Source organism: Mesorhizobium sp. RCAM 05104, from assembly GCF_059683645.1.
The window spans coordinates 1,151,665-1,176,682 of record NZ_CM185033.1 but is presented as its reverse complement, the minus strand read 5'-3'; the positions used below and the strand labels follow the sequence as shown (position 1 = coordinate 1,176,682).

Sequence of the window (25,018 nt, the reverse complement as noted above, 5' to 3'; positions counted from 1 at the left end):
GCGCAAGGCGCTCTGCGCCAATAGCTGCCGTTGAGGTATTGGGACAGCTGGTTCGCATGAATCCTGGCCGGTTCGAGGCAGGCACCCGAACCGGCCCTTTCTTCGTCAGGTCGCTTCCAGCACCATGTTGAGTGGGGTCTGGGCAGCCCGCCGGACACGAGAGAAACCACCTGACCGGATCACCTCGGCCAGCTGGTTCTCCCCCGCTTGCGCGCCAAGTGCGAGGCCCGTTTCCTGTGCCAGCGATGTGGGAACGCAGATCATGGTCGAGGCGGAGTAGTAGAGCCGTCCGACCGGATTGATATTTTCCTCCAGAGTGTCTCCTGCCATGGGCTCGACGACCATCCAGGTGCCGCCGTCTTTCAGCGAATTGCGGATATGCGCCGCCGCGGCCTTTGGATCGCCCATATCGTGCAAGCAATCGAAGCAGGTGACCAGATCGAAGTCCCGCACGCCAAAGTCCTGCGCCCGGCCGACCTCAAACTGCAGGTTCGCTAGCCCGTGCGACCGGGCGTGCGCGGTCGCGGCGGCAATCGAGGCCGGATGGAAGTCGTAACCTATGAATCGGGAGTCGGGAAATGCCTGCGCCATCAGGACCGTCGATACCCCGTGCCCACACCCGACGTCGGCCACCGACGCACCCGCCTTCAACTTGGCGACGACGCCGTCAAGCGCCGGCAGCCATTCTTTCACCAGGGCATTGACATAGCCCGGCCGGAACAGGCGTGACACCGCGCAGAACAGACAACCCGCTTGATCGCCCCAGGCAACGCCTCGCCCGGTCTTGAAGGCCGATTGCACCTTTGGCTGGTTCTCGACCATGGCGGCCGCGGTATCGAACCCGCCAATCAGATTGACCGGGCTGTCGGGTTCCGCAAATACGAATGACTGCTCGGGCGTTAGCGAGAACCGCCCATGTTCATGGTGCACGTAGCCAGACGCTGTCTGGGCCGCCAGCCACTCGCGAACGTAGCGGCGCGCGCATCCTGCGGCATCGGCAAGTTCGTCGGCCTTCGCCGGCCCGATCTCCTTGAGCGTCTTGTACAGGCCCAGCGCATCTCCGATTCGGACCAACGGTACACTGACTGCACCGCCAAGGTCGCCCAGGATGCGGCCTACCAATTCATTGAGCGTGGTTTCATTGAGTTGTGTCATGTTGGGTTCCTCCGGATCTTCGGACGGCTTGCAGTCCCGTCAATCCAAGGATGAGACACCCGGTGGGAATGGGCATGATGCGACGGTCCCGCGCAGGCAAGAAAATCGAGCCAAAAGCAGGGACAGATGTCCCGCATCCGTGGCCTGCGATGATGTCAATCGGGCCGAGGCGCTCGCACTCTGTCGGACAGCGTCATCACGATCGCCTGCGATCGGCTATGCACGCCAAGCTTGCTGAAGATCATCGACAGCTGGTTGCGCACGGTCTTCACGCTTTTGCAAAGGCGTTGCGCGATCGCACGGTTGTCGAGCCCCTCCTTGACCAGATCCAGAAGCGCCGCCTCGGCTGGTGTCAGAGCGGCCTCGCGGATTGCGCGCGGCTGCCTGGGCCGGGCGTGTCCCAGGAAATCATCAAGTTCGTCCTGGAACACCGACCAGGCTGGCTCGGTCGGCAGGAGAACATGATTCTTGCTTTCAAGCGGCAGGAAGCGCGCTCCAGGGATCGCTGCGGCAAGCTTGCAGCCTTCATCGAACGGCACGCGCATGTCCCCGCGGCTATGCGCGATCAACGTCGGCACGCGGAGTTTTGCCGCGACGTCCAGTACATCGATCCCCTGCATCTGCCAGAGCAGGCGGGCGGCCACGTCAGCGCTTGCCGTCACGCGCTCCAGATCGCCCCACCAGCGATGCTGTTCGGGTGTCCCGTCCGGGATGAAAAGATTGGTGAAGAACCGGCAGAACGCAGGATTTTCGCGTCCCCAGCCAATGCGAACAAAATTGACAAGTGTTTCGGCTTCCAACCGTTCGGCCTCGGTCCGCGCTCGAACTCTCGCACCCTGACCATAGGCATTCAGGAGCACCAGATGCGACACCCGTTCAGGATGCCGGAGTGCATATGCGATGCTGAGAGCGCCGCCTTGCGAAAGACCCAGCAGAACGAAGCTTGGCTGCTCGATGGTCGCCGTCACGGCGTCCAGGTCCGCGTGCCACGCTTCGATCGAGAGGTCGGCGACATGGCGATCCGATAAACCGCAGCCGCGTGGATCGTAGCGCACGAACTGGTTGCGGGCCGAAAGGGCCTGGAGCCACGGCCGCCAAACCGGACTTTCGAGGTCATAATCGACATGGCTCAACCAGTGCGCCGCCCGCACGATCACCTTTCCCTCCCCGCATGATGCGACAGCGATGCGGGTACCGTCCTCGGACGTGCAGAACCGGATACTCTGGCTGAGTTTCATCGCCCAAGAATATCGCAGTGGGGCGCCACGCGACAGACCGGTCTCCGAGGCCGGTTGGTCTCATGATGTCCGTTAGATCCGGCTCGCAAGATCCGGCTCGCAATGGCAGGCCCAGTTGGGGGACCGCTCCGGGCATTACAGCCGCATGGCGCGCCAAAACCAGATGCGCAGGCGCGCGCCTGACGCAAAATCGATACCGTTTCCGAGACAATCCGATGAAGGAGCGGCAGAGGCCGCTCTGCTTCAACCGGATCAGAAGATCGAGTTGGTGATCTCTTTCAGCGGCCCGAGAAGCACCGATCCTTCCGGCACGCCGGCGTCGATCGGGATGGCCTTGCGGTTGCCCGTTGCCACCATGGGCTGACCGATATCGGCGGTAACGATGACCGGGGTCTTGGAAGGCACGCGGTCGTAGAGGTCGATGATGTCCTGGTTCATCAGGCGCACGCAGCCCGACGAAACCGATTTGCCAATCGAGTTCCATTCCGGCGAGCCATGCAGCCGATAGAGCGTGTCCACGTTGCCCTGGAAAAGATAGAGCGCGCGCGCGCCGAGAGGGTTCTTGAGCCCGCCGGGCATGCCGCCATTGTCGGCGCTGTACGGCTTCAGTTCCGGCTGCCGAGCGATCATCTCATCCGGGGGTGTCCACTTCGGCCATTTCTGCTTCCACTGGACCACGGCGTCGCCGGACCATTCGAAGCCGGCGCGGCCGAGACCGACACCATAGCGGATGGCCTGGCCGCCTGGGCGCACGAGATAGAGGTGGTGCCCGGTCGTGTCGACGATAAGCGTGCCTGGCTTCTGCCCCGTCGGATCGGGAACGATCTGACGCAGGTACTGTGGATCGATCTTCTGGAAGGGTATCGCCGGAAGGTCGAAGCCGCCATCGCTGACGGCGGCGTACATCGTCGCATAGTCGGGCAGAGGCGGCTCGACATAGGTTGGCGGCGGCGGCTCGGCTGGTCCCGGTCCGGTGGTGGCGCATGCGGAAACCGCGATCGAAGCGGCGCCCAATGCAGCGGCGTTCAGGAAGCCGCGACGGCTCAGGCGGTAGGATTCGATTTCGGTTGTGGACATGGTTGCCTTCTTTAGGTCTCAAATCGCAACAAAGCGTGAATACGCCGGCTGCCGCGCGGGTGCCTTACAACACCCGGCGCGATAGGCGGTTCCGATTCTGGCTTGAAGGTGGACAAAGAAAGGCGAAGCTGTGACTGCGCCGCCACTGTGGCGCCAGGGACACAGGTGTGCAACCTAACTGCCGGACACCAGAGCTTCGAGGGTTGGTAGGATCAAGGCAGGTGGAAAATCCCGGTATTCCTCGGGTTGGTTGGAACGGTTGATCCATACCGTGCGGAAGCCGAACTTGGTGGCGCCCGCGATGTCCCAACGATTGGAGGACTGGAAGGAAACCGCGCCGGGGTAGAGGCGCTGGCTGGTGGTGACCATGTCGTAGACCGAGGGGTCGGTCTTGAACCGCCGCACCGCATCGACGGAATAGACATCGTCCAAGACCTGATCGAGCGCGGCGGACTTCACCGCTGCCTCAAGCATTTCCGGCGAACCGTTCGAGAGGATCGCCAGTCTCGCTCCAGAAGCCTTGAGCGCCTTGAGGACGGCCGGCACCTCGGGATAGCAATCTAGCCGCCAGTAAGCGTCCAGCAGTCTTGCCTTGAGGCTGGGATCGGCCGAGGGGACCTTGCGCAAGGCGAAATCGAGTGCCTGCTCGGTCAATTGCCAGAAATCCGCATAGGCGCCCATCAACGTCCTCACCCAGGAATATTCGAGCTGCTTGGCGCGCCAGATATCGGACAGCAACTGGCCGTCTGGTCCGATCTGATCGGCATGGCGGCGCACGGCCGCATGCACGTCGAACAGCGTGCCGTAGGCGTCGAAAACATAAGTGGCGTATTGCATGGCAACAGTTTTGGGGCGAGGCGAGGCGAGGTGCAAGCTCTGATTGTCCCGCGCCTGTCGCTGGCCTCAACAAAACTCCTCGATGCCGGTTGACGCCGCCCGCCAAAGCATCTTCCAATGGCTGTCACACGGGACCGATTGAGACGGGACAACGCGATGACACTGGCGACAGCGGCACAATCCGCGACATGGACTTTCGTCGATGGTGATTGGTACGAGGGCAATGTCGCCATTCTTGGGCCGCGCAGCCACGCCATGTGGCTTGGCACCAGCGTCTTCGACGGTGGCCGCTGGTTCGAGGGTGTGGCGCCGGACCTCGATCTCCATGCCGCCAGGGTGAATTCTTCGGCGATTGCGCTCGGCCTCAAGCCGTCCATGACCGCCGACAAGATCGTCGGGCTGACGTGGGATGGGTTGAAGAAGTTCGATGGCAAGACAGCCGTCTACATCAGGCCGATGTACTGGGCCGAGCATGGCGGCTACATGGGCGTGCCGGCCGATCCCGCGTCGACCCGTTTTTGCCTTTGCCTCTATGAATCGCCGATGATCCCACCCACCGGCTTTTCGGTGACCGTGTCGCCGTTCCGGCGCCCGACCATCGAAACCATGCCGACCAACGCCAAGGCCGGCTGCCTCTATCCCAACAACGGCCGCGCCATTCTCGAAGCCAAGATGCGCGGCTTTGACAATGCGTTGGTGCTCGACATGCTGGGCAACGTCGCCGAGACCGGAACCTCGAACATCTTCCTGGTCAAGGACAGCCATGTCTTCACGCCGGCACCGAACGGCACCTTCCTGTCCGGCATCACCCGCTCGCGCACGATGACACTGCTTGGCGAGTATGGATTCAAGACCACTGAAAAGACGCTGTCGGTGCGCGATTTCCTCGAAGCGGACGAGATTTTTTCGACGGGAAACCATTCCAAGGTGGTGCCGATCACGCGTATCGAGGATCGTAATCTGCAGCCCGGGCCGGTGGCCAAGAAGGCGCGCGAGCTCTATTGGGACTGGGCGCATTCAACGCCGACTGGCTGACGCGTCCGGCTGGGCCTTTCGTCGCTGCGTGGTTCGTTGCGGAAAACCGTGTGACAGTTTTCCGCAACCCGCTTAGAAAGGGAACTGGCGCTTCATTCCGGAGTTGTTCCAGCTCAATCCAGACCTATCTTAATCCGGTATCGACACCGGATTTTTCCACGAGGGAGTACCATCCATGGCTTTTGAATTGCCCGCTCTGCCTTACGACTACGAGGCCTTGCAGCCTTACATGTCGAAAGAGACGCTGGAATATCACCACGACAAGCACCACAAGGCCTATGTCGACAACGGCAACAAGCTGGCCGCCGAGGCTGGCATGGGCGACCTGTCGGTCGAAGAGGTGGTCAAGCAGTCGTTCGGCAAGAATGCCGGCCTGTTCAACAATGCAGCCCAGCACTACAACCACATCCATTTCTGGAAGTGGATGAAGAAGGGCGGTGGCGGCAACAAATTGCCGGGTGCCCTGCAGAAGGCGGTCGACAGCGATCTCGGTGGCTACGACAAGTTCAAGGCCGACTTCATCGCCGCCGGCACGACACAGTTCGGTTCAGGCTGGGCGTGGGTTTCGGTCAAGGATGGCAAGCTGGCGATCTCGAAGACGCCGAATGGTGAAAACCCGCTCGTTCACGGCGCGACGCCGATCCTCGGCGTCGATGTCTGGGAGCATTCCTACTACATCGACTATCGCAACGCCCGCCCGAAATATCTTGAAGCGTTCGTCGACAGCCTGATCAACTGGGACCATGTCCTCGAGCTTTACGAAAAGGCCAAGGCCTGATCGATTTGCGGAAAAGCCCCGGCATGCCGGGGCTTTTCTTTTCCAGCGTCGAGGCGGTCGCTGCAAAATCGCGCTCGGCGAAATCCGGCAATCAACAGGGAATATTCACGCCGTCCTGGCCGTTATCGTTCCGTCCCCTTCATCATGGAGCCAATTGAATGAGAAAGCTTGTCATCGCCATCTCTATGCTCGGCCTCGTCGGTTCAGCGGCTTTTGCCGATCCGATCCTCGATCGGCAGGCTCTGATGAAGGAACGTGGAAAGATTGCCGGCGGATTGTCGAAAGTGGTCAACGGCCAGGAGCCTTTCGAGGCAGCGGCGGTGCTGACGGCGTTGCAGGCGCTTCAGGCGAATGCCGAGAAGTTGGATATCGACGCTCTTTTCCCGGCTGGCAGCGACGCTGGCGACACCACGGCTGCTCCCAAGATCTGGGAAGACATGGCAGGCTTCAAGACGGTTCACGCCAAATATCTCGCTGACGTCAAGGCTGCGGTCGCAGCCGCGCCAGCGAATGTCGACGCCTTGAAGACGCAGTTCGACACCATCGGCTCCGATTGCGGCACCTGCCATCAGACCTACAGGATCAAAAAAGGCTGATCGCGGGCTATGCCCCTGCTGAAAAAACTCGTCGGCGCCGCCCTCATCCTGGGTGGCGTCGGTGCTGTTGCCGGATGGCTGCTCTCGGCGCCGGTCAAGCTCGACGCTGAAACCCTGGCGCAACTCGGCCCCGGCGATGCCGCCAGGGGCAAGCGCATTTTCAATGCCGGCGGCTGTACGTCATGTCATGCCAAGCCTGGTTCCCAGGGCGATGCCCGACTTCAGCTGGTCGGCGGTCTCGAACTCAAGACGCCGTTCGGCACCTTCGTGCCGCCCAACATTTCGCAGGACGCCAAGGATGGCATCGGCGCCTGGTCGGTGGAAGACCTGGCCAATGCCATGCTGAAGGGCGTCTCGCCTTCAGGCGAGCATTTCTACCCGGCGTTTCCCTACCCGTCCTACGCACGCATGAGGCCCGCCGACATCGCCGATCTCTACGCCTTCCTGAAGACGCTTCCAGCGGTTGCCGGCAAGGCGCCAGGTCACTCGTTGAGTTTTCCCTTCAACATCCGTCGCGGTCTCGGCTTGTGGAAACGGCTCTATTTGAGCAAGGAGCCGGTGATCGCTTTCCCTGAGGGCACGCCGGCTCCGGTGATGGCTGGCCGCTACCTGGTCGAGGGACCGGGCCATTGCGGCGAATGCCACACGCCGCGCGCCTTCACCGGCGGCACCAAGAAAAGCGAGTGGCTGGCTGGCGCGGCGGCGGCTGAAGGCAACGGTATCGTGTCGAACATCACCTCGGGCGAGGGCGGCATCGGAAAATGGTCTGAAGCCGACATCGCCAACTATCTCGAAACCGGCTTTACGCCGGAGTTCGATTCCGCGAGCGGTGCCATGGTCGATGTACAAAAGAACATGGCCGAGCTGACTCCGGACGATCGCGCGGCGATCGCCGCCTATCTGAAGGCCATACCGCCGCATCCCAACGGCTACCCGGCTCGCAAGAAGACGGCGAACTGATTTTCGATTACGGGTGGCGGTCGCCGAGGAAATCGAAGCCGGTTTCGAAGAAATGATTGTAGTCGCAGGTCAATTCCTCGCCGGGCGCGATGTCACGCAACGCATAGGTCTCCTCGGGCGAGGAGACATCGCAATTTGGATCGTCGTCGTGGTTCATGTAACGCGCGTCGTCGGCTTCGAAGACGATGTAGTTCGGGTCGCGCCGGTCGGGATAGGAATAGCGGTCGAGATAGGCTTTGACCGGCCCGGTTTCGTTCTCGTAGGTCTCGACCTTGATACGCCGGTCATATTTGGGATCAAGCTTCCAGATCAGCGCGCCGCTGGGAATGTGGGCCTTGGCAAAGACACCGATGCCCTGGATGGGCGATTTGTCGAGATAGACGTCGACGAGCAGCATGGCAGACCCTTACGAGATTGATGATTGGGCGGCGCGGCTTTGAAAAAAGCCGCGCCTTGGGTAGCGCGCGACTATCGCAATTGCGAGCGGAAAATCAGCTCAAAAGGTTGTGTTCGACAAGATGCGCCTTGCCGGCAACCTTCAGCGCGAAGGCATAGGTATAGGCGATTTCCTCCAGCCTGGAAAACCGACCGGATGCGCCGGCATGGCCGGAATCCATGTTGATCTTGAACAGCACCGGATTGCTGCCGGTTTTGCGCTCGCGCAGCCGCGCCACCCATTTGGCCGGTTCCCAATAGGTGACACGCGGATCGGTGAGGCCGGCCAGCGCCAGGATCGGCGGATAGTCGAGCGCTGCGACATTGTCATAGGGCGAATAGGCGGCGATCGTCCGGTAGTCATCGGCAGACGCGATCGGATTGCCCCATTCCGGCCATTCCGGCGGTGTCAGCGGAAGGCTGGCGTCAAGCATGGTGGTGAGCACATCGACGAAGGGCACCTCGGCGATAATGCCGCCGAAGCTTTCCGGCGCCATGTTGGCGATGGCGCCCATCAGCATGCCGCCGGCCGAACCGCCTTGTGCGATGATGCGGTCGTGGGACGTGTAGCGTTCCAGGACCAGATGGCGCGCGACGGCGATGAAATCGGTGAACGTGTTCATCTTGTTCTCCCGCTTGCCGTCGTCGTACCAGCCATAGCCCTTGTCCTTGCCGCCGCGGACGTGAGCGATGGCAAAGACAAAACCACGGTCGACCAGCGAGAACCAGTTGGTGTTGAACGCGGCCGGCACGGTGATGCCATAGGAGCCGTAGCCGTAGAGCAGGCAAGGGGCGGATCCATCCAGCGGCGTGTCGCGGTGGTGCAAAAGCGAGATCGGCACCAGTTCGCCATCAGCGGCAGGCGCCATTAGCCGCCTCGTCACGTAGTGGTCCGGGTCGTGGCCGGAGGGCACTTCCTGGGTCTTCAGAAGCACCCGCTCGCGGGTGCGCATATTGTAGTCGAACACCTGCGCCGGCGTCGTCATCGACGAGTAGGAAAAGCGCATGATCTCGGTGTCGTACTCATAGGAGCCCGATAGGCCGAGCGAGAAGGCCTCCTCGTCGAGCGACAGATGATGCTCTTCGCCGCTTTTGCGGTCGTGCACGACGATGCGCGGCAGGCCCTCCTTGCGTTCGAGCCGCACCATGTGGTCCCTGAAGCCGATCACCGACAGGATCAGCCTGCCCGGCTCGTGCGGCACCAGCTCCTGCCAGTTGGCGCGGACCGGATCGCTCGCCGGCGCCGTCATGATCTTGAAATCCTTGGCGCCGTCGGCATTGGTCAGGATGAAGAAGATGTCACCGCCTTCTTCCAAATCGTACTGAAGCCCAATCTCGCGTGGCGAGACCAGCTTGGGTTCGGCAAACGGATCGCTGGCGCTCAACAGACGATACTCCGAAGTCTCGTGATCGTTGATGCCGATCATGATCCATTCGTTGGACCGCGTGCCGCCGACATTCATGAAGAAGCCGGGGTCGGTCTCCTCGTAGATCAGCCGGTCGCGGTCGGGGCTGTCTCCAAGCGCATGGAACAGCACCTTGGACGGGCGATGATTGGGATCGAGACGGGTGTAGAAGAAGCCGTTATTGCCGGCATTCCAGACACCGGAGCCGCCAGTGTCGGGAATCTGGTCCGCAAGCTCCTTGCCGGCGGCAAGGTCGCGCACACGCAGCGTGTAGAACTCGGACCCCTTGTCGTCGAATGCCCATAGCAGTTTGCGATGGTCGGCCGAATGATCGACGCCACCGAGGCGGAAATAGGCCTTGCCTTCGGCCTCGGCGTCGCCGTCGAGCAGGATCTGCTCGACACCGCCATCGCGCGGCATGCGGAAATAACGCGGCTGCTCACCACCAAGCTTGAAGGATGAACCGTAGGCATAGGGGCCATCCTTCATCGGTACGGAAGAATCGTCTTCCTTGATGCGGCCCTTCATCTCCTTGAAAAGCTGCTTTTGCAGTTCGACCGTGTCGGCCATCAGCTTCGACTGGTAGGCGTTTTCGGCCTCGAGTTCCGCGCGAATCCCGGCATCGAGCAATGACGGATCCCGGAACATCTCCTGCCAGTTGTCGGCGCGCAGCCAGGCATAGTCATCGGTTCGCGTGATGCCGTGGTGGGTGTCGGACACCGGCCGTTTCTCAGGTACTGGCGGGCTGACGATCGGAAATGCGGAAGTCTTGTTCATTGCGTCTCGCTTTGGAAGTATCTTGAATGGCGAATGAACACGTCGATCAGCGCGGGTTCAAGAGCCCTAGCCTATCGGTTGTGTCGGCTTCGGGAGATGGGCCGGGAGGAGAGATGATGACGATTTGTTCTCGGATTGCTGCGGCTCTCGCCGTTGCTTCGCTGGCTCTGGCTTCTGTCGGTCAGTCTCATGCGACCGTATTCGCGGCTTGGCAAGTGGCCAATGTGCCGTTCGGCGACACGCTCAATGTGCGCAAATATCCCTCGGGGAAATCCCAGAAACAGGCGGCATACCCGAACGGGACCGTTCTGCAGATGACTGGACGATGCACCGGTGGGGTAAATCTGCTCGACATCGCCAATCAACCGGCCCGGCAGCAGGAACAGAAGGTTCGCCATCGCTGGTGCGAAGTCTGGCATGATCCGGCCAAGAACGGCGACTTCGTGACCGGCTGGGCCTATGGCAAGTACATCGCCCCTTATTGATTGACTGGCCCCGCAGGCATGTCGCCTGATTGCTTGCCCGCGGCAGACATGCGGCAACCTGTGGTTTTGTCGAGAGATGCGAGCAACCAAGGTTGCCCGTGCGATGACCAAGCAAAATCAAGCATTGAAACTTGCTTAGTGAGTTATCGCGAATGTAACGCATAGCTGACCCAACGTCAGCCGTTGCTCGTTTGGCAGGGGAAATATCGAGAAATTACATGGTGCACGAAAGATTGAAGCTGATCCGCGAACAATTGATCTACATCGTGCAATATAGCGCAACGGGAGAATTGACTTACTTGGTCCGCGGGCTCATTGATGTGCCCGCGACACGAATCGCAGGAATTCTACCTGCACAAAATTCGTGCTATGCCCTGTCTGTAAAAAAAGGGCGCGGACCGAAGTAACTCCTGTTGGGGCCTGAAGACCATGGATATTGTCGAAACACCTTCCAGAAACAGCGATGCGCTGATCGAGTTGACCGCCGATGTGGTGGCTGCCTATGTCAGCAACAATCCCGTGCCGGTCGGCGAATTGCCGAACCTGATAGCCGATGTCCATGCCGCGCTAGGGCGCGTGGGCGGAACCGCCGAACAGCCGCCTGCCGACAAGCAAAAGCCGGCCGTCAACCCGAAGCGCTCGGTTCATGACGACTACATCGTTTGCCTCGAAGACGGCAAGAAGTTCAAGTCACTGAAGCGCCATCTGATGACCCACTATGACCTGACGCCCGATCAGTATCGCGAAAAGTGGAATCTCGATCCGACCTATCCGATGGTTGCTCCCAACTACGCCGCAGCCCGGTCCCAGCTTGCCAAGAAGATGGGTCTCGGCCGCAAGCGCAAGGCGCGCTAATCGCCGCTTGCCATATCGGATCGATCCCAACGGCGCCTTCGGGCGCCGTTTGATTTTTGCAAGGCGGACGGCAAGACGGGATGAAGAGGCCGGACTCGGCGAGTGGTCAGGCGGTCTGCTTGAGTGCTGCCTCGGCGTCGCGCTTGATGCGCTTGACCATCGAGCGAAGACCGTTGGCGCGCTGCGGCGAAAGGTGTTCGTCGAGGCCGAGCTCCCTCAATGTGGCTTCCGCGTCGGTTTTCTCTATCTCGCTGGCGGTCCTTCCGGAAAACAGCGCCAGCATGATCGCCACCAGCCCACGCACGATATGGGCATCCGAATCGCCGGTGAAGGTGATGACGGGATCGCTTCCCGGCCCCTGTTCGGTGGTCAGCCAGACCTGGCTGACGCAGCCAGGCACCTTGTTGGCGGCGTTGCGCTCCTCGTCCGGAAACGGCGGCAGCGCCTCGCCCAATTCGATCACATAGCGATAGCGGTCTTCCCAATCATCGAGGAACGAGAAGTCGTCGCGGATCGTCTGGATCGTGGTCGTCATGACCTGGATATAGTCACGCAGCAGTGCCGCGTCACGGAAAAAACAAGGACACCGCGGGCGTCGAGAGGGCAGACAACCCGCGGTGCGCCGTCCAGACGGCTCAATTCTGCGCCGGCAAGTTGACTGTGTCGGGCAAGACGATTTCTTCCGGCACGCTGCCGGTCGTCGTCGACGTGTCAGGACCTGCGGCGGATTTGTCGTCCAGCATCGCGGCCGCGATCTTGGCTGTTTCCTTGGCGCGGGCGGTGATGGTGTGCATCGCCGACTTGCCGGTTTCACAGACATCGGGCTTGCGCTCGCAAATGCCGGCAATGTCGCCAACTGCCTCGCGTGCCGCGAACAAGGCCTGGATCGGCCCAACGCTCTCGTGACCCGACTCGTCGGAACCGACACTCAGTGGCAGCGCCAGCAACACCAGCGAAAACCAGAAAGCCATTCTCATCAGGAAGAACATGCTTGCCTCTCGTCGTGACCGGATCATGCATCCATATGGCATGACCTCTTTTGTAGGCGGGATATTGGCACACAGCCGCAAAGGACGGCTTGCAGGCAAAGTGAGAATTTTCCTCAAATTTTAGGCAAATTCGAAACGATCCGTTTTGCAATCGATTTGATTCAGATCCGAATGATCTCCTTCATCTATCAGAAACCATCTATCCATCTGTTTTATAACGGTTTTCCGTAAAATGACGGAGTGCCGGCGTGAGCTTTCGTCGACGGGCTGGCCGCGTCGCTGAATAACCCTCCGTTTACTATGGCGGCATTTGCCCGGGCTTTCGGTCGCCGGCATCCCGATATTTGCCGCAGGCCAGGCCTTGGTCGGCCCTGCCTTATCCATTCCTTAAACGCTGGATGCGAATTTCAGAACCAACCAGAACAATCTGCAAAGCAGAGCTGTCCACGACGAGTGCGAGTGCATTGAGTTGAGTTCAATAAAGGCCAGATACGTTGAATTGCCTGGCGCGATGGCCGCTGGTTGCGAACGTATGGTCCATCCGTCCATCGTTGGGCAGAGCGACCGCGAGCGCCAGCGCCGCTTCATCGGCGTCATGCTGGCTGCTCCTTTCTTCGCCGCGGGAGCCGCGGTCACGCTGGTCACTTCGGGCATGGGCGCCGCCGTCACCGTAGCCGCCATCTTTGCGGCCTTTGGTCTATGCTGGTTCATCGCCTTGCTGGTGGCGGCGACCGGCAAGATGGCTGTGGCGGCTCAGGTCGCCCTGGCGATCGCGGGCCTTGCCCTTGGCAGCCTGATCGCCGCCGCCGGCGGACTGAGCTCTCCTGTCGCCATGCTTGTCGTGGCGCTGCCGTTCGAAGCCTGGTGGATCGGTGCCTCGCGGCGCGCGGCGCTGTGGGGCGCCGTGTCGGCAACGGTCGCCATTCTGGCTCAACCTCTGGCCGTTGCCGTGTTCCCGTTCGCAGGGGCGCAGATCGCCCCATGGCACTGGCTGGTGCCGTTGGCCTGGGCGCTCACGCTGGTCCCGCGCATTTCGGCGCTTCGCGACACCGCTGGCGCGGCGGATCTCGTGGACACGGCCGACCGGCTCGAAGACATCATCGACGCGGTGGTCCTGCGCGTCGCCCGTCACGGCGAGGTGCTGGATGCTTCCGCAAAGGCGCGCACACTCTTGAAGCTGCCGCCTGAACTGCTTTCCGGAAATGGCTTCTTCGACCGCATCCACCTGTCGGATCGCGTCTCCTATCTCAGCGCATTGGCCGACATGCGCGACGGCGCGTTGTCCCGCCGGCTCGAATTGCGCATCAGGCTGCCTCAGAATGGCAACGGCCAGGTGGCCGACAACTATCGGCCGTTCTCGCTTGAGCTGGTGCGGGGCGAAGAGGAGGTCGACGTCTTCACGCTTGTGCTGCGCGAGAATAACGAGATCGCCCGGCTGCGTGAGGATTTCGCGGCGGCCAATGAGGCGGCCGCGTCCGCCGAGGTGGCGAAGGGACGTTTCCTGGCGGTGGTGAGCCATGAATTGCGCACGCCGTTGAATGCCATCATCGGCTTCTCGGATATGCTGCTGCACGAGATGTTCGGTACCTTCAAGGATCCGCGCCAGAAGGAATATGTCGGCCTGGTGAGGGATTCGGGCCAGCACCTGCTTGCTGTCGTGACCTCGATACTCGACGTGTCCAGGATCGAATCGGGCGTCTACGCGACCGAGCCGGAGCCGTTCCGGTTCTCGGAAGCGGTCGACATGTGCCAGTCCATGATGCGGCTGCAGGCGCAGGCCAAAAACATCGATCTGCAAGCGCAGATCGCGCCGGATGCGGGCGATATCAATGCTGATCGGCGTGCCGTGCAGCAGATGCTTATCAATCTCGTCTCCAATGCGATCAAGTTCACTCCGGAGGGCGGCGATGTCGTCATAGGCGCCAAGCGGATCGGCTCGCGCCTGCATTTCTGGGTCAGGGATACCGGCATCGGCATCGCCGAAGAGGATTTCGCCAATCTCGGCAAGCCCTTCATGCAGATCCAGAACGACTATACCCGCCGTTTCGAGGGGACGGGTCTGGGCCTTTCGTTGGTGAAGGGCCTGGTGGCGCTGCACGACGGCACGATGTCCATCGAGAGCATGCCGGGCGAGGGCACCACGGTGACCATCAGCCTGCCGGTGAACGGACCGAAGGGGCACACGGCGGAGAAGGCCGGAGTGCTCACGATGCCGTTGGCCATGGGGAAAGAGGACAGAAATGGCTCGCTCCGCAAAACAGCCTAAGCCGGTCAAGCGCCGCAGCAACGCCTTTCAGGATGGCGCGGTCGCGGTTGGTGGCATGATTTCGCGCAATCCTGTCCTGGTGGGCGGGTCGACGGCATTCCTGGTGACGCTGTTCTACGTTTCCGCGAACGCGTTGTGGTACCAGCCTTTCCCGCATGCCGGCGCGTTCTTCGCGACGCGCAGCATTCAGGGTTTTCCGCATGCGGCGGCCGACGAACCGGAGACGACATTCAACATCGTGCGGCCAGGTGCTTCGCCGGCACCGGTCAAGGCTGATCCGGTGGTCGGGCAGGTGCAGGGCATACTGAAGGATCTCGATTTCTATTCCGGCCCTGTCGACGGCATTTCCGGACCCAACACGCGCAAGGCCATCCAGGCCTATCAGCAAAAGGTCGGGCTCAACGCGTCCGGCGAGATCGATGCGCTGCTGCTGGATCAACTGGGCGCGACGCCGAAAACCGCTTCCGTCGTGCCGAGACCGCAACCGCGCCCGGATACGCCGGCCGCCGTTCCAGTGTCCTTGCAGACAAATACCGGGCAGTCGGGGCAGGCGAATGCCGCCCAGACGAATGCCTCGACGCAGGGACCCGATCCCCGCATCGTCAAGATACAGGCTGGGCTCAAGGCATTCGGCAACGACGACATGCAACTGGATGGCGTCGTCGGCGCCCGCACCAAGGCGGCGATCAAGGAATTCCAGTCGCTGTTCGGGCTGCCGCAGACCGGCGAGCCCGATGAGATCGTCTACGTCAAGATGCGCGAGATCGGCCTGACCAACTGACGGCCGAAACGACGGCTCGCCGAGCGCCGGAAATACCGATAGATAGCCCGCACGCCTTCCGGAGTTATCTTATGCGCGTCACATCGGATCTGTGGGTCTCGGCCCTGTTGCGCCGGGTTTTCGGCGCCGGCGGATTTGCCGCCGTGGTCAAACGCGGCGCAACCGAAGCCGGCGCTGTTTTCGTCCTGGCGCGCGGCAGGTCGGGAGACATTGCCCTGTTCGGGCCGGCGCCGCAGACGAGTTACGATTCAGCGAAGCCCGACGACCGCTTCTTCAGCCTTCTCGGCACCGGCGATGATGCGGCCGTGTTCGACGCTCGACTGGAAAAGGAAAAGAAATTCGACCCCGATATCTGGGTGGTCGAGATCGAGGCTGGTGCCGTTCCCGTCGAGGAACTTATTTCCGTAAAGACGCCCTGAGGCCGGACGAGGCCGCCTCGTCGTCATTGTTCGATGCCTTGCGGGTATCGTTGTTTGCCGGCGCCGCCTCGCGAACCACCTTCGAAAGGGTTTCGGCCTTCCAGACCCGCACCTTGTCGACGGCCGCATCGCGATGCAGCAGGCGGTAGCGGTCGAGGAAGGTGCGGATCGCTTGCGGATGTGGGAACTGGCTGGGATAGACGGCAACCGTGATCAGAAATGCCCGGTCCTCGCTGAGATCGAGCGAGCGCAGTGCCGCGAGCAGCGACGCGTAGTTCTGGTTGGCGGTAAGCGATCTCGCGGTCGAGAAATCGATTTCGAGCGCGTCGGCGAGCGCGGTCTGGAAGAACGCGGCATTTCCCGTCAACGCCGTTTCGCGCAATTTCACATAAGTGTCCGTTCCCGTGAAAGGACCGGCCTTTGGCGCCGCCGCCTCGTCGCCAATGCGCATCATGGACCGCAGCCTGCGCCGTGCATTTTCGGCGGCAATGCCGGGCGACTGTTCTCGCGTGCCGGAGGCGACCTCCGGGATCACCGGCGCGATCTGGTTGGTGGCGTTGGCGTCCGGATCCCGCACCCGCACCAGGGTTGGCCGTTCAAGCACCCTGATCAGATCGGCAATGGTCGGATTCAGGTCCTTGCGGCGCGCTATGGCGCGTGCGTGGGGCAGGCCATGCCGACCGATCAGCGCGATGAGATCGATGTCGCTGACCGCGCGCGAGCGAATGAGCAGGGGGGCGGCAATGTCGACCGGTTCCTCGCAGAGACGACGCACCAGCGCGGCGGGGGCATATTCGCATTCGGAAAGGGCGGCTGCGACGTAACGGCGGGATTCGACGGACACATTGTCGAACAGCGGCAGCGTCAGGTCCTCGAGCTGGCCGATCTCGCGGCGTGACGGGCGGGTGAGCGAGCAGAACGCCGACACCGCGGCGCGAAACAGCCTTTCGGCCTTTCCCGATTCCGTTCGTACCGCGATTTGCCTGAAGTCCGAAGATGACACGAAGGATACGCCCGATAACAGACACAGACCTGGCCATGCTCGACCGGGACCATGTCGGTCGAGCGCTTACCAAGAACAAAGATCAAGTTAGCGACGATCCGTTAGCGCTCCGTTAACCCTCTGCCCTCCTTAATGACATTTGGAGGCGTTGCGTTGTGCTCCGGGGAAACCGAGAGGAATGCGCGAATCATGGGCATGGTACTGTCTTTCGTGCCGCGAACGGCACCAAGCAATCGCATAAAGCAAACCGCCGAAATGCCGGCGGCAGTGATCATCTTTCCCGGCATCCGCTACGAGCGGTCTCACGCTGGCGAAGTGCGGCCGGTCGATCCCGACAAGCCGGGCCCGCCGCGGACGAAGCCGGTCCCGCATCATTAAAGCGCGTCGCGTTCGAGCGGATTCAGGCGTCGCGCTTTAAATGTTTGTTTCGCGCATGTGAGGTCCCAAAAACGGGGCCACCTTTGGGCGACACGCACTAGAAGTCCTGCAACTCGCAGGAGCTCTGCTCGAAAAAGCGCGACACGATCGGCTTCCAGCTGTCGTCCGGCACGAAAGCGCGGATGACGAAGATGCCTTCCTCGATCGGCGCCTCGACGAAGATCGCTCCCTGCAGGTCCTCGGGAAGGTCCTTGCGCACGTCGATCATCTGCGCCGGCGTCAGCACGACGGCATCCAGCACGCCGCCGGTCGCCGTGTGGTCGTTGAGGGAATAGATGTTGTGGCCGCTGCGGTCATAGACCGACACCGACCAGAACGGGACGTGTCCCGGCGCCTTGATGCGGACCATCCCTTCGCCCAGGTCGAACCGGCAAGCCGTGGCATAAAACAGCGGGTCGACGGATTTCACCACCGGCGCGCCACCGGCTTCGGCATCGAGCCGGGTCATCTTGTAGAGGTCCGAGGCCATCGACAGCCGCGACCAGGCGTCGCGTTCGGAGAATTCAGGCACCAGCAGCAGCACGATGATGTGCACGATGCCGGCGCCGACGAGGCCGAGCAGGACGGCATGCAGAAGCCTGCGCATGGCGGCATATAAACTACGCATCGCAGCCGACCTTCACGATACGCGGCAGCGAAACGTCCGACAGGCCGGTGCTGCTGGCGATCGGCGTGTCATAGAATGTCAGCACGAAATACATTCTGCCAAAGCCGTCGGTCAGCAGCCAGTTGCCCGGCATCGGGTGATGGCTGGCGGAAATGATCACCGAATTGTCGGGTTGGCGCAGCACCCCATAGGATTGCAGCGCCGCAAGCCGCGGTTTGCCGGTTTCGACCACACCGAGCGACTGGTCGGCGGCATAGAGCGTCCAGAACCGAGCCGTCGGAAATCCGCCCTCGATCTTGTAGGTGCATTCGCGCTTGAGTTCGCCGCCGCTCGCGTCGCGCTCGGCGACGAAGGACAACCCTTCGGCGCGGCCGAGCGCAAGGACCCCTTCACGCGCCACGCGAGCCTTCGAATAGGGGTCGGCGGACGGCGTGCCGATGTCGGGAAAGGCCGTCCACTGGCCGATCCTGATTGCGCCGACGCCATCCTGGATTTTGAGCGCATACCAGACGCTGCCGCCACCGCCGCCGATGGCTATGGCAAGCGAAAGCAGCGTCAGCAAAGCATTCTTGAGCATGAAGGGCCAGGGACACGAAAAGTTGCCGCCCGGGGATATCGCGGCGCGGGGCCTTGTGGCAAGCGGCCCGATGGATTTGCCCAAATCCACCGAGGCTCGCCGGGCAATATCACAGCGCCGACAGCGTCTCCGGCGATGTCGATACACCGAGGATGGGTGCCGACTGGAACAGCCTGGTCATGTCCCTCAATGTCTGCGTGGTCCGGCTAGACAGCACCGCTGGCCGTTCCGCGGCCGCATCGGCCGCCGCCTGCGCGTCGCTCTTCTTCTGCGCTTCCTCGGCCTTGGCAGCGACCTCCTCGTCGACGAAGGGTTTGTCGATGCCTGGGATCGGCTTGAGGTCTATGTTCTGGTGCGCGTAGACCATCAGGCGCTGCCACACCATCGCCGGCAGCGAGCCGCCAGTCATGTTCTTGGTCGGCGTGAAATCGTCATTTCCCAGCCATACGGCCGCCGTGTAGTTGCCAGTGAAGCCGACAAACCAGGCGTCGCGGTAGGACTGCGTCGTGCCGGTCTTGCCGGCGACGACGATGTTGGGAATTTGAGCCCGCCGCGCAGTGCCCATCACCGGCACCGCGGCGAGCATGGTATTCATCGATTTGAGCGCCTGCTCGGACAGCACCCGGTGCGGCGGCGGCGCATCCTTGGCGAAGTCGTAGACCACGTCGCCGGTGCGGGTGACGAGCTGCGTGATGCCGTGCCGCGAGCCGACGAAACCGTTCTGGGCGAACACGCTGTAGCCCGTTGCCTGGTCCATCACGGTCATGCCTGAGGTGCCGAGCACCATCGTCTTGTGTGCCTCGAGCGGCGACTCCACGCCCATCGCCTCGGCCATCGCCTTGATCGGCGCGATACCGAGATGGTCCTTGGCCAGCCGCACCGGCACGGTATTGATCGATTTGGCCATCGCCATGATCAGGGTGATGTTGCCCGCCGATTCGCCACTGTAATTGTGGGGCGACCAGTTGCCCCAGCTGATCGGGCCGCCGGAAATGATGGAGTTGGGCGTGAAGCCGTGTTCCATCGCGGTTGCATAGACATAGGGTTTGAACGACGAGCCGGTCTGGCGCAACGCCTTGGTGGCACGGTTGAACTGGCTGGCGCCGTAGTCGCGGCCGCCGACGATGGCCCTGACCGCGCCGTTGGTTTCTATGACGACGACCGCGCCCTCGGTGACGTTGTACTCCTTGCCGAACTGGCGCAGGTGGAATTCGACCGATTCTTCCGCCGCCTTCTGGATGTTGGCGTCGAAGGTGGTGTGGGCAACGAGCGAATGCTGCCCCGGTTTGGCGATCTTCTTGACCTCGTCGAACGCCCAGTCGAGGAAATAGTCGGGGCTCTTCTGCTCGCCTCGGTCAACCACATCGGCGGGATGCAGCCGGGCCTGCAGCACCTGGCCCTCCGTCATGAAGCCGGAATCAACAAGATTGGACAGCACCACATTGGCGCGCGCACGCGCGGCCGGAAGGTTGATGTGGGGAGCATATTTGGTCGGTGCCTTGAACAGGCCGGCCAGCATTGCCGCCTCGGCGAGGTTCAGGTCCTTGACGCTCTTGCCGAAATAGAAATCGGCGGCCGCTTCGATGCCGAAGGTGCCGCCGCCCATATAGGCGCGGTCGAGATAGAGCTGCAGGATTTCCTTTTTCGACAGATTGGCCTCGAGCCACAGCGACAGGAACGCTTCCTTGATCTTGCGCTCGAACGTGCGCTCATTGGTGAGGAACAGGTTCTTGGCCAGCTGCTGGGTGATGCTCGAACCGCCCTGGACAACCGAGTTGGCCCGCACATTCTCGAATATCGCTCGCGAAAGACCCAGAACATCGATGCCGTAGTGATCGAAGAAGCGGCGATCCTCGGTGGCGAGCACCGCCTTGATGACGTGATCGGGCATCTCGTCGACCGGCACCGAATCGCGCTGGATGATCCCGCGCTGGCCGATCTCGTTGCCGTAGCGGTCGAGGAAGGTGACGGCGAAGTCGCCCTGGGCGCGCCAGTCGCCGGCGGTGTCCTGGAAAGCCGGGATGGCCAGCGCCAACATGACCACAATGCCGCCGGCGCCCAGCGTAAAGCCTTCGCTCAACAATTCGATGATGCCGCGACGCCAGCCGGAGACGCGGAAACGCCGCGAGAAGATCGTGGCGGCTTCCCAGAACTGGCGCGCCTTGAAACCGATCTCGTAGAGCGAGGAATCGATCCATGCGTCGAGCGCCAGCAGCCAAGCGGCGATCGGACCTCTTCTCTTGCGCGGTTCAGGACTGGCCATTCAAAAACCCGGCGAGCAAGGCGCCTCACCTGAAAACCGCAAGTCGGCAATTTCAGGGCGGCGCGCCGTCTCGACTATTCATCCATTTTGGGGACACCCACAAGGGCGGCGAGGACACAGCTGTAAGGTTTGTTGGCTGGCAGGGCAGGGGAAGCATTTATGGCGACCGCCGCCGCCTGGACAACAACGCACCTTGATCTGGCGGCTTGAGGTCAGCGCGATCACCCTGTCCGGGGCAGCGCTTTAAATGATCATCGCGGCGAGGCCGCCGCGATGGCCGCCTGCAGCAGAACCCGCGCGCCGGTGACTGCGTCGGCAGGTTCCACATATTCCGCCTCGTTGTGGCTCAGCCCGTCACGGCACGGCACGAAGATCATTGCGGCGGGCGCCACCCGGGCGAGGAACAGCGCATCATGGAAGGCGCCCGATATCATCTGCTTGTGCGGCAGCCGTAGCGATCTGGCGGCGTCCTCGATGATTTTGACCATATCGGGAGAGAATGCCGCCCCGGGCATGTCGAACGATCGTTTGATCATTGCCGTGCAATGCTGGGCCTCTGCCTCCGCCGCGCAAACCTCGCGCACTTCGGCCTCGATGGCAGCGAGCCGCTCCGGCTGTGGATGCCGCAGGTCTCCCGTGAAGCTCACGGATTGCGGTATGGCGTTGATCGATCCCGGCTGAGCGGCGATCCGCCCGACCGTCAGTCGCGCGCTGGAGTCGAGCGGCATGATCGTCGTCTGCAGTCTGTGTATCGCGGCAATCGCGGCGACCATCGGATCCCTGCGGTAGGCAAGGCCGGTCGTACCGGCGTGGCCGGCAGTGCCCTCAATGGAAACTTCAAGCCAGCGCGTGCCCTGGACGGCGGTCACGACACCGATCGGCATCCGCTCCTTTTCGAGCGAGGGTCCCTGTTCGATATGCAGCTCGATATAGCCTGATATCGGCATGCCGGTCGGACGAAGGCTCGCCTCCGGCAAGGCGGCGATCGTCGTCTCGATCTCCGTTGCCAGGGACGCACCGTCGCTGCCGACAATCGATTTCCATGCGGCGGTATCGGCGCCGGTGAAGGCCATCGAGCCCATGACGCCCGGCGCGAAGCGGCTGCCCTCTTCATTGGCCCAGGCAACGACCTCGACCGGTGCTTTGGTTTCAGCCTTCGCATCCTCCAGCGCCTCAAGCGCCTCGAAGGCGGAAAGCGTGCCAAGCGCGCCATCGAAGCGCCCGCCGGTCGGCTGGCTGTCGAGGTGGCTGCCGATCAGAAGCGGCGGCAGCGTGGCATCCGAGCCCTCACGGCGGATGAAGAGGTTCGCGATGCCATCCTGAAAAACCGTGAAGCCGCGTTCCAGCGCCAATTCCGCCAGCAGGCGCCGGGCGCTGCGATCCTCGACGCTGAACGCCTGCCGGTTGACACCCCCGGCGGGCGTCGCACCGATCCGGGCGAACGCGTCGAGCCGTCCAAGCAGCCGCTCGCCATTGATCTCCGGCACCAAAGTCACCGATTGAGGCCGCGTATGAAGGCCTTCACCCGTTGCGGATCGACCTCGTTCCACCAGACGCCGTCATATTTCAGGGAGCTGGCGACGATGACGCCGTCGACAATGTCGAGGATGTCGTTGGCATTGTCGGGCGTTACACCGCTGCCGACAAGCGTCGGAAGTCCGGCGGCGTCCTTGATCATCCTGATATAGCCGAGGTCGGCGGCGTGGCCGGTGCGCTGGCCTGTGGCGATCACCGCATCGGCATCGAAAAACACCAGATCCTTGACCTGTTCCTCGACCGGCCGGTCGCCGACGATCGCATGGGCGCCATGCTTGACATGGGCATCGGCAAAGATGCGGATGCCGTGGGCCCGAAGTTTCGCGCGGAAGCGCATGGCGCGCGCCGCTTCGCCTTCGATAAAGCCCTCATTGGCGACATAGGCGTTGGCCCATTGATTGACGCGGACGAAGGAAGCACCGGAGGCGCTGGCGATCGACAGTGCGGGGATGGAGGCATTGGCAAGCACGTTGATGCCGATCGGCCGGCCGAGTTCTCGGCGGATGCGGTCGGAGACGACCGCCATGTAGGCGGAGGTTTCGGGGCCGATGTCATCCGGCTTGGCGAACGGCACGTCGCCGTGGTTTTCGACGATCACGCCGTCGCAACCGCCATCGAGATAGGCTTTGGCGTCGTCGAGGCCGCGCTGGTAGATGGCCTCGACCGCTTCGCCATCGTAACGGGGCGCGCCCGGCAGGGGTGCCAGGTGAACGACGCCGATCACCACCTTGCTTCTGCCGAAGATCGACTGCAGCGCGTCGTTCGCGACCTGTTTGGAGCCGATGGATTTGGGGGATTTTGTCATGCGGTTTCCGCTTCCGTCGTTTCCATGAGCGTTTTCATCTCCCGCCTGTCGGGGCAGGATTCGAGAGTGCCGGCGCGTCCGACCGAGATGGCCGCGGCGCGTACCGCGATCCGCGCCGCCGCGGCGAGGTCGATAGCGGCCGCAAGGCAGCCGGCGAGGCAGCCGCAAAAGACATCGCCGGCGCCGCTGGTGTCTAGCACGGACACCCTGGGCGCCGCGATCCGGTCGATCCGTGCTTCGCCATCGGCAACCAGGCAGCCACCCGCGCCAAGCGTCACGATCGCGGCGGCGGCACCTTGACGGATCAATTCGCGAGTTGCCGCGGCAGGATCACTGGCTCCGGTCAGTTGCTCGGCTTCGCCCGCATTGACGATAGCGAGGCTGACGTCGCTCAAACTGGGTACACGACCGGCAGCAAGCGGGCTCGGATTGAAGATCGTCATGGCTCCCGCGCCGCGTGCCGCCCGCAGGCAAGCTGTCGTTACATCCGGATCCAGATTGCCCTGCATCACCACGATGTCGCCGTGTTCGACCGATCGGACAAAACCACCGTCTGCCAGCGGATCGAAGGCGGCAGCGCAACTGGCGCCGGTAACGATGAGGTTCTCGCCCCGCGCATCGACCATGACCGTCGATCGGTCGCTGGGCAACGACAGCATCGTCAGATGGCTGGCGTCGAGGTCGCGGCTCAGCTGCTCCCTTATCCATGCTCCGGCGGCATCGTTGCCGATCGCGGCATGGAAGCGGACATCGGCTCCGGTGCGCCCCGCGGCGGCCGCCTGGTTCGCACCCTTGCCGCCAAGTCCGTCGGCATGTTCCGATGCGTTCAGCGTTTCGCCTGGTTGCGGAAACCGGTCCAGCCGAAACGTCGTATCGACGCAGACATTGCCGACAACATGGACGCGCATGGCTAATCCCTGGCTGTTGCCCAACCCAGCATCTGTTCGAACAGTGTCTTGTAGCCATTCCAGGCGATGAAGCCCGGCGGCAGCCAGTGCGGGCCGACATCCGAGGTCCAGGCGACAGTGCGGCCCTTGCCATATTTGCCGGTCACCAGCAGCGGCAGCGAACGATAGTCGGAGGATACGGTGGCGAGAACCTCAGCACCGTCCTTGACGACGACCTCGTTGAAGCCGAGCAGGATCGGCCAATCCTTGCCCAAGCCCTTGAGGACTGGATGGTTCTGTGGACCGACAACGACCGGCGCATAGCCTTCCGGAACCTCGACGCGGTCGTCCACCGGCAGGCACGTGACCGGCAGGACGTCCTCGACCGGCGTCTTGTGATAGCGTGCGCCGCCATTGATGCCCTGGAAGCTGTAATAGCCGCCGAACATCAACAGGCCGCCGCCATTGCCGACATAGTCGCGCAACAGGCGCAGCCGGTTCGGCGTCGGTTTGGAGTGGACCCAGGTGTCGGGGTGAAGCAGCAGCGTGTTGGCGCCAAGATCGGAAAGCACGACGGCGTCATACGCCGAAAGCGTCTCCATGGTCTGGGGGAAATTCCGCTGCGCCTCATGCGCCGGCATGAAAGTGACGTCGAACAGACTGTCCTTCAGCGCTGCCAGCAGTTCATCGGCCCCGGTGTGATAGGTCACGGTCGGAAACTGGTCGAAGCCCTTGATGTGGGTCGCGGTCGAGACCCAGGACTCGCCTGCGAGAAGAACCTTCTTCCTGGACATGTAAACTCCCTTATTGCTT

26 protein-coding genes are annotated in these 25,018 nt (G+C 62.2%); 10 read left to right on the top strand and 16 right to left on the bottom strand.

Going from position 1 to position 25,018, the window contains the following annotated elements; genetic code table 11:
* Positions 1 to 105: 105 nt before the first annotated feature.
* The 4 genes from AC56QP_RS06195 to AC56QP_RS06180 form a co-directional block, all read right to left on the bottom strand.
* The gene (locus AC56QP_RS06195) at positions 106 to 1,155 is read right to left on the bottom strand and encodes a class I SAM-dependent methyltransferase (protein WP_489860494.1); all 1,050 of its coding nucleotides are present in this window, start codon (positions 1,153 to 1,155) and stop codon (positions 106 to 108) included.
* 155 nt (positions 1,156 to 1,310) lie between these two features.
* Positions 1,311 to 2,393, bottom strand: a complete 1,083-nt coding sequence (locus AC56QP_RS06190) for an alpha/beta fold hydrolase (protein WP_489860495.1) — start codon at positions 2,391 to 2,393, stop codon at positions 1,311 to 1,313.
* Between the two features lie 252 nt (positions 2,394 to 2,645).
* On the bottom strand, positions 2,646 to 3,470 hold the full coding sequence (locus AC56QP_RS06185; RefSeq protein ID WP_489860496.1) for a L,D-transpeptidase: 825 nt from the start codon (positions 3,468 to 3,470) through the stop codon (positions 2,646 to 2,648).
* Between the two features lie 174 nt (positions 3,471 to 3,644).
* On the bottom strand, positions 3,645 to 4,307 hold the full coding sequence (locus AC56QP_RS06180; protein ID WP_489860497.1) for a haloacid dehalogenase type II: 663 nt from the start codon (positions 4,305 to 4,307) through the stop codon (positions 3,645 to 3,647).
* A gap of 156 nt (positions 4,308 to 4,463) precedes the next feature.
* Here AC56QP_RS06180 and AC56QP_RS06175 point away from each other — a divergent pair, with 156 nt between their 5' ends.
* The 4 genes from AC56QP_RS06175 to AC56QP_RS06160 all read left to right on the top strand — a co-directional run bounded on the left by AC56QP_RS06175 (position 4,464) and on the right by AC56QP_RS06160 (position 7,676).
* The gene (locus AC56QP_RS06175; protein ID WP_489860498.1) at positions 4,464 to 5,342 is read left to right on the top strand and encodes a branched-chain amino acid aminotransferase; all 879 of its coding nucleotides are present in this window, start codon (positions 4,464 to 4,466) and stop codon (positions 5,340 to 5,342) included.
* A 175-nt stretch (positions 5,343 to 5,517) separates the two neighbouring features.
* Positions 5,518 to 6,120, top strand: coding sequence for a superoxide dismutase (locus tag AC56QP_RS06170; protein ID WP_091576982.1), 603 nt, complete (start codon positions 5,518 to 5,520; stop codon positions 6,118 to 6,120).
* 158 nt (positions 6,121 to 6,278) lie between these two features.
* Complete coding sequence (locus AC56QP_RS06165; protein ID WP_489860499.1) at positions 6,279 to 6,716, top strand: c-type cytochrome; 438 nt, start codon at positions 6,279 to 6,281, stop codon at positions 6,714 to 6,716.
* Between the two features lie 9 nt (positions 6,717 to 6,725).
* Positions 6,726 to 7,676 (top strand): cytochrome c, encoded by a 951-nt coding sequence (locus AC56QP_RS06160; protein ID WP_489860500.1) that lies wholly within the window; start codon positions 6,726 to 6,728, stop codon positions 7,674 to 7,676.
* A gap of 7 nt (positions 7,677 to 7,683) precedes the next feature.
* On the opposite strand, the gene AC56QP_RS06155 is transcribed toward AC56QP_RS06160, so the two are convergent.
* Both AC56QP_RS06155 and AC56QP_RS06150 read right to left on the bottom strand, forming a co-directional pair.
* On the bottom strand, positions 7,684 to 8,073 hold the full coding sequence (locus tag AC56QP_RS06155; protein ID WP_091576987.1) for an SET domain-containing protein: 390 nt from the start codon (positions 8,071 to 8,073) through the stop codon (positions 7,684 to 7,686).
* Between the two features lie 94 nt (positions 8,074 to 8,167).
* Positions 8,168 to 10,294 (bottom strand): S9 family peptidase, encoded by a 2,127-nt coding sequence (locus tag AC56QP_RS06150; protein ID WP_489860501.1) that lies wholly within the window; start codon positions 10,292 to 10,294, stop codon positions 8,168 to 8,170.
* Positions 10,295 to 10,410: 116 nt separating this feature from the next.
* Here AC56QP_RS06150 and AC56QP_RS06145 point away from each other — a divergent pair, with 116 nt between their 5' ends.
* Both AC56QP_RS06145 and AC56QP_RS06140 read left to right on the top strand, forming a co-directional pair.
* Positions 10,411 to 10,779, top strand: coding sequence for an SH3 domain-containing protein (locus tag AC56QP_RS06145; protein ID WP_489863674.1), 369 nt, complete (start codon positions 10,411 to 10,413; stop codon positions 10,777 to 10,779).
* 429 nt (positions 10,780 to 11,208) lie between these two features.
* The gene (locus AC56QP_RS06140) at positions 11,209 to 11,634 is read left to right on the top strand and encodes a Ros/MucR family transcriptional regulator (protein WP_091576990.1); all 426 of its coding nucleotides are present in this window, start codon (positions 11,209 to 11,211) and stop codon (positions 11,632 to 11,634) included.
* A gap of 106 nt (positions 11,635 to 11,740) precedes the next feature.
* Here AC56QP_RS06140 and AC56QP_RS06135 read toward each other — a convergent pair whose 3' ends face one another.
* Positions 11,741 to 12,169, bottom strand: coding sequence for a SufE family protein (locus AC56QP_RS06135; RefSeq protein ID WP_489860502.1), 429 nt, complete (start codon positions 12,167 to 12,169; stop codon positions 11,741 to 11,743).
* Positions 12,170 to 12,269: 100 nt separating this feature from the next.
* On the bottom strand, positions 12,270 to 12,623 hold the full coding sequence (locus AC56QP_RS06130; protein ID WP_489860503.1) for a DUF5330 domain-containing protein: 354 nt from the start codon (positions 12,621 to 12,623) through the stop codon (positions 12,270 to 12,272).
* A 532-nt stretch (positions 12,624 to 13,155) separates the two neighbouring features.
* Here AC56QP_RS06130 and AC56QP_RS06125 point away from each other — a divergent pair.
* The 3 genes from AC56QP_RS06125 (at position 13,156) to AC56QP_RS06115 (ending at position 16,089) form a co-directional block, all read left to right on the top strand.
* Positions 13,156 to 14,889, top strand: coding sequence for a PAS domain-containing sensor histidine kinase (locus AC56QP_RS06125; RefSeq protein ID WP_489860504.1), 1,734 nt, complete (start codon positions 13,156 to 13,158; stop codon positions 14,887 to 14,889).
* Positions 14,864 to 15,670, top strand: a complete 807-nt coding sequence (locus AC56QP_RS06120) for a peptidoglycan-binding domain-containing protein (RefSeq protein WP_489860505.1) — start codon at positions 14,864 to 14,866, stop codon at positions 15,668 to 15,670. The genes AC56QP_RS06125 and AC56QP_RS06120 overlap by 26 nt, the downstream gene beginning before the upstream one ends.
* Before the next feature lie 71 nt (positions 15,671 to 15,741).
* A complete protein-coding gene (locus AC56QP_RS06115; protein ID WP_489860506.1) occupies positions 15,742 to 16,089 on the top strand; it encodes a DUF1491 family protein in 348 nt (115 codons plus the stop codon).
* On the opposite strand, the gene AC56QP_RS06110 is transcribed toward AC56QP_RS06115, so the two are convergent.
* Positions 16,067 to 17,092 (bottom strand): hypothetical protein, encoded by a 1,026-nt coding sequence (locus tag AC56QP_RS06110; RefSeq protein ID WP_489860507.1) that lies wholly within the window; start codon positions 17,090 to 17,092, stop codon positions 16,067 to 16,069. The two genes, AC56QP_RS06115 and AC56QP_RS06110, sit on opposite strands and share 23 nt — an antisense overlap.
* Positions 17,093 to 17,281: 189 nt before the next feature.
* Here AC56QP_RS06110 and AC56QP_RS06105 point away from each other — a divergent pair, with 189 nt between their 5' ends.
* Positions 17,282 to 17,470, top strand: coding sequence for a hypothetical protein (locus AC56QP_RS06105; protein ID WP_091577000.1), 189 nt, complete (start codon positions 17,282 to 17,284; stop codon positions 17,468 to 17,470).
* Between the two features lie 97 nt (positions 17,471 to 17,567).
* Here AC56QP_RS06105 and AC56QP_RS06100 read toward each other — a convergent pair whose 3' ends face one another.
* From AC56QP_RS06100 to AC56QP_RS06070, 7 genes are all read right to left on the bottom strand, one after another.
* The gene (locus AC56QP_RS06100) at positions 17,568 to 18,137 is read right to left on the bottom strand and encodes a DUF1254 domain-containing protein (RefSeq protein ID WP_489860508.1); all 570 of its coding nucleotides are present in this window, start codon (positions 18,135 to 18,137) and stop codon (positions 17,568 to 17,570) included.
* Positions 18,130 to 18,714 (bottom strand): DUF1214 domain-containing protein, encoded by a 585-nt coding sequence (locus AC56QP_RS06095; protein WP_489860509.1) that lies wholly within the window; start codon positions 18,712 to 18,714, stop codon positions 18,130 to 18,132. The genes AC56QP_RS06100 and AC56QP_RS06095 overlap by 8 nt, the downstream gene beginning before the upstream one ends.
* 109 nt (positions 18,715 to 18,823) lie before the next feature.
* On the bottom strand, positions 18,824 to 20,977 hold the full coding sequence (locus AC56QP_RS06090) for a transglycosylase domain-containing protein (RefSeq protein WP_489860510.1): 2,154 nt from the start codon (positions 20,975 to 20,977) through the stop codon (positions 18,824 to 18,826).
* Between the two features lie 251 nt (positions 20,978 to 21,228).
* Positions 21,229 to 22,473: a Zn-dependent hydrolase gene (locus tag AC56QP_RS06085; RefSeq protein ID WP_489860511.1), complete on the bottom strand. Its 1,245-nt coding sequence runs from the start codon at positions 22,471 to 22,473 to the stop codon at positions 21,229 to 21,231.
* On the bottom strand, positions 22,470 to 23,318 hold the full coding sequence (locus tag AC56QP_RS06080) for a BtpA/SgcQ family protein (RefSeq protein WP_489860512.1): 849 nt from the start codon (positions 23,316 to 23,318) through the stop codon (positions 22,470 to 22,472). The genes AC56QP_RS06085 and AC56QP_RS06080 overlap by 4 nt, the downstream gene beginning before the upstream one ends.
* The gene (locus tag AC56QP_RS06075) at positions 23,315 to 24,226 is read right to left on the bottom strand and encodes a ribokinase (protein ID WP_489860513.1); all 912 of its coding nucleotides are present in this window, start codon (positions 24,224 to 24,226) and stop codon (positions 23,315 to 23,317) included. Before AC56QP_RS06075 ends, AC56QP_RS06080 begins: the two co-directional genes overlap by 4 nt.
* A 2-nt stretch (positions 24,227 to 24,228) precedes the next feature.
* Positions 24,229 to 24,999 (bottom strand): glutamine amidotransferase, encoded by a 771-nt coding sequence (locus AC56QP_RS06070; protein ID WP_489860514.1) that lies wholly within the window; start codon positions 24,997 to 24,999, stop codon positions 24,229 to 24,231.
* Positions 25,000 to 25,018 lie beyond the last annotated feature (19 nt).

Coding starts and splice junctions, on each gene's coding strand:
- AC56QP_RS06195 (WP_489860494.1), bottom strand. CDS start 1,155: ATGACACAACTCAATGAAACCACGCTCAATGAATTGGTAGGCCGCATC.
- AC56QP_RS06190 (WP_489860495.1), bottom strand. CDS start 2,393: ATGAAACTCAGCCAGAGTATCCGGTTCTGCACGTCCGAGGACGGTACC.
- AC56QP_RS06185 (WP_489860496.1), bottom strand. CDS start 3,470: ATGTCCACAACCGAAATCGAATCCTACCGCCTGAGCCGTCGCGGCTTC.
- AC56QP_RS06180 (WP_489860497.1), bottom strand. CDS start 4,307: ATGCAATACGCCACTTATGTTTTCGACGCCTACGGCACGCTGTTCGAC.
- AC56QP_RS06175 (WP_489860498.1), top strand. CDS start 4,464: ATGACACTGGCGACAGCGGCACAATCCGCGACATGGACTTTCGTCGAT.
- AC56QP_RS06170 (WP_091576982.1), top strand. CDS start 5,518: ATGGCTTTTGAATTGCCCGCTCTGCCTTACGACTACGAGGCCTTGCAG.
- AC56QP_RS06165 (WP_489860499.1), top strand. CDS start 6,279: ATGAGAAAGCTTGTCATCGCCATCTCTATGCTCGGCCTCGTCGGTTCA.
- AC56QP_RS06160 (WP_489860500.1), top strand. CDS start 6,726: ATGCCCCTGCTGAAAAAACTCGTCGGCGCCGCCCTCATCCTGGGTGGC.
- AC56QP_RS06155 (WP_091576987.1), bottom strand. CDS start 8,073: ATGCTGCTCGTCGACGTCTATCTCGACAAATCGCCCATCCAGGGCATC.
- AC56QP_RS06150 (WP_489860501.1), bottom strand. CDS start 10,294: ATGAACAAGACTTCCGCATTTCCGATCGTCAGCCCGCCAGTACCTGAG.
- AC56QP_RS06145 (WP_489863674.1), top strand. CDS start 10,411: ATGACGATTTGTTCTCGGATTGCTGCGGCTCTCGCCGTTGCTTCGCTG.
- AC56QP_RS06140 (WP_091576990.1), top strand. CDS start 11,209: ATGGATATTGTCGAAACACCTTCCAGAAACAGCGATGCGCTGATCGAG.
- AC56QP_RS06135 (WP_489860502.1), bottom strand. CDS start 12,169: ATGACGACCACGATCCAGACGATCCGCGACGACTTCTCGTTCCTCGAT.
- AC56QP_RS06130 (WP_489860503.1), bottom strand. CDS start 12,623: ATGTTCTTCCTGATGAGAATGGCTTTCTGGTTTTCGCTGGTGTTGCTG.
- AC56QP_RS06125 (WP_489860504.1), top strand. CDS start 13,156: ATGGTCCATCCGTCCATCGTTGGGCAGAGCGACCGCGAGCGCCAGCGC.
- AC56QP_RS06120 (WP_489860505.1), top strand. CDS start 14,864: ATGGCTCGCTCCGCAAAACAGCCTAAGCCGGTCAAGCGCCGCAGCAAC.
- AC56QP_RS06115 (WP_489860506.1), top strand. CDS start 15,742: ATGCGCGTCACATCGGATCTGTGGGTCTCGGCCCTGTTGCGCCGGGTT.
- AC56QP_RS06105 (WP_091577000.1), top strand. CDS start 17,282: ATGGGCATGGTACTGTCTTTCGTGCCGCGAACGGCACCAAGCAATCGC.
- AC56QP_RS06100 (WP_489860508.1), bottom strand. CDS start 18,137: ATGCGTAGTTTATATGCCGCCATGCGCAGGCTTCTGCATGCCGTCCTG.
- AC56QP_RS06095 (WP_489860509.1), bottom strand. CDS start 18,714: ATGCTCAAGAATGCTTTGCTGACGCTGCTTTCGCTTGCCATAGCCATC.
- AC56QP_RS06090 (WP_489860510.1), bottom strand. CDS start 20,977: ATGGCCAGTCCTGAACCGCGCAAGAGAAGAGGTCCGATCGCCGCTTGG.
- AC56QP_RS06080 (WP_489860512.1), bottom strand. CDS start 23,318: ATGACAAAATCCCCCAAATCCATCGGCTCCAAACAGGTCGCGAACGAC.
- AC56QP_RS06075 (WP_489860513.1), bottom strand. CDS start 24,226: ATGCGCGTCCATGTTGTCGGCAATGTCTGCGTCGATACGACGTTTCGG.
- AC56QP_RS06070 (WP_489860514.1), bottom strand. CDS start 24,999: ATGTCCAGGAAGAAGGTTCTTCTCGCAGGCGAGTCCTGGGTCTCGACC.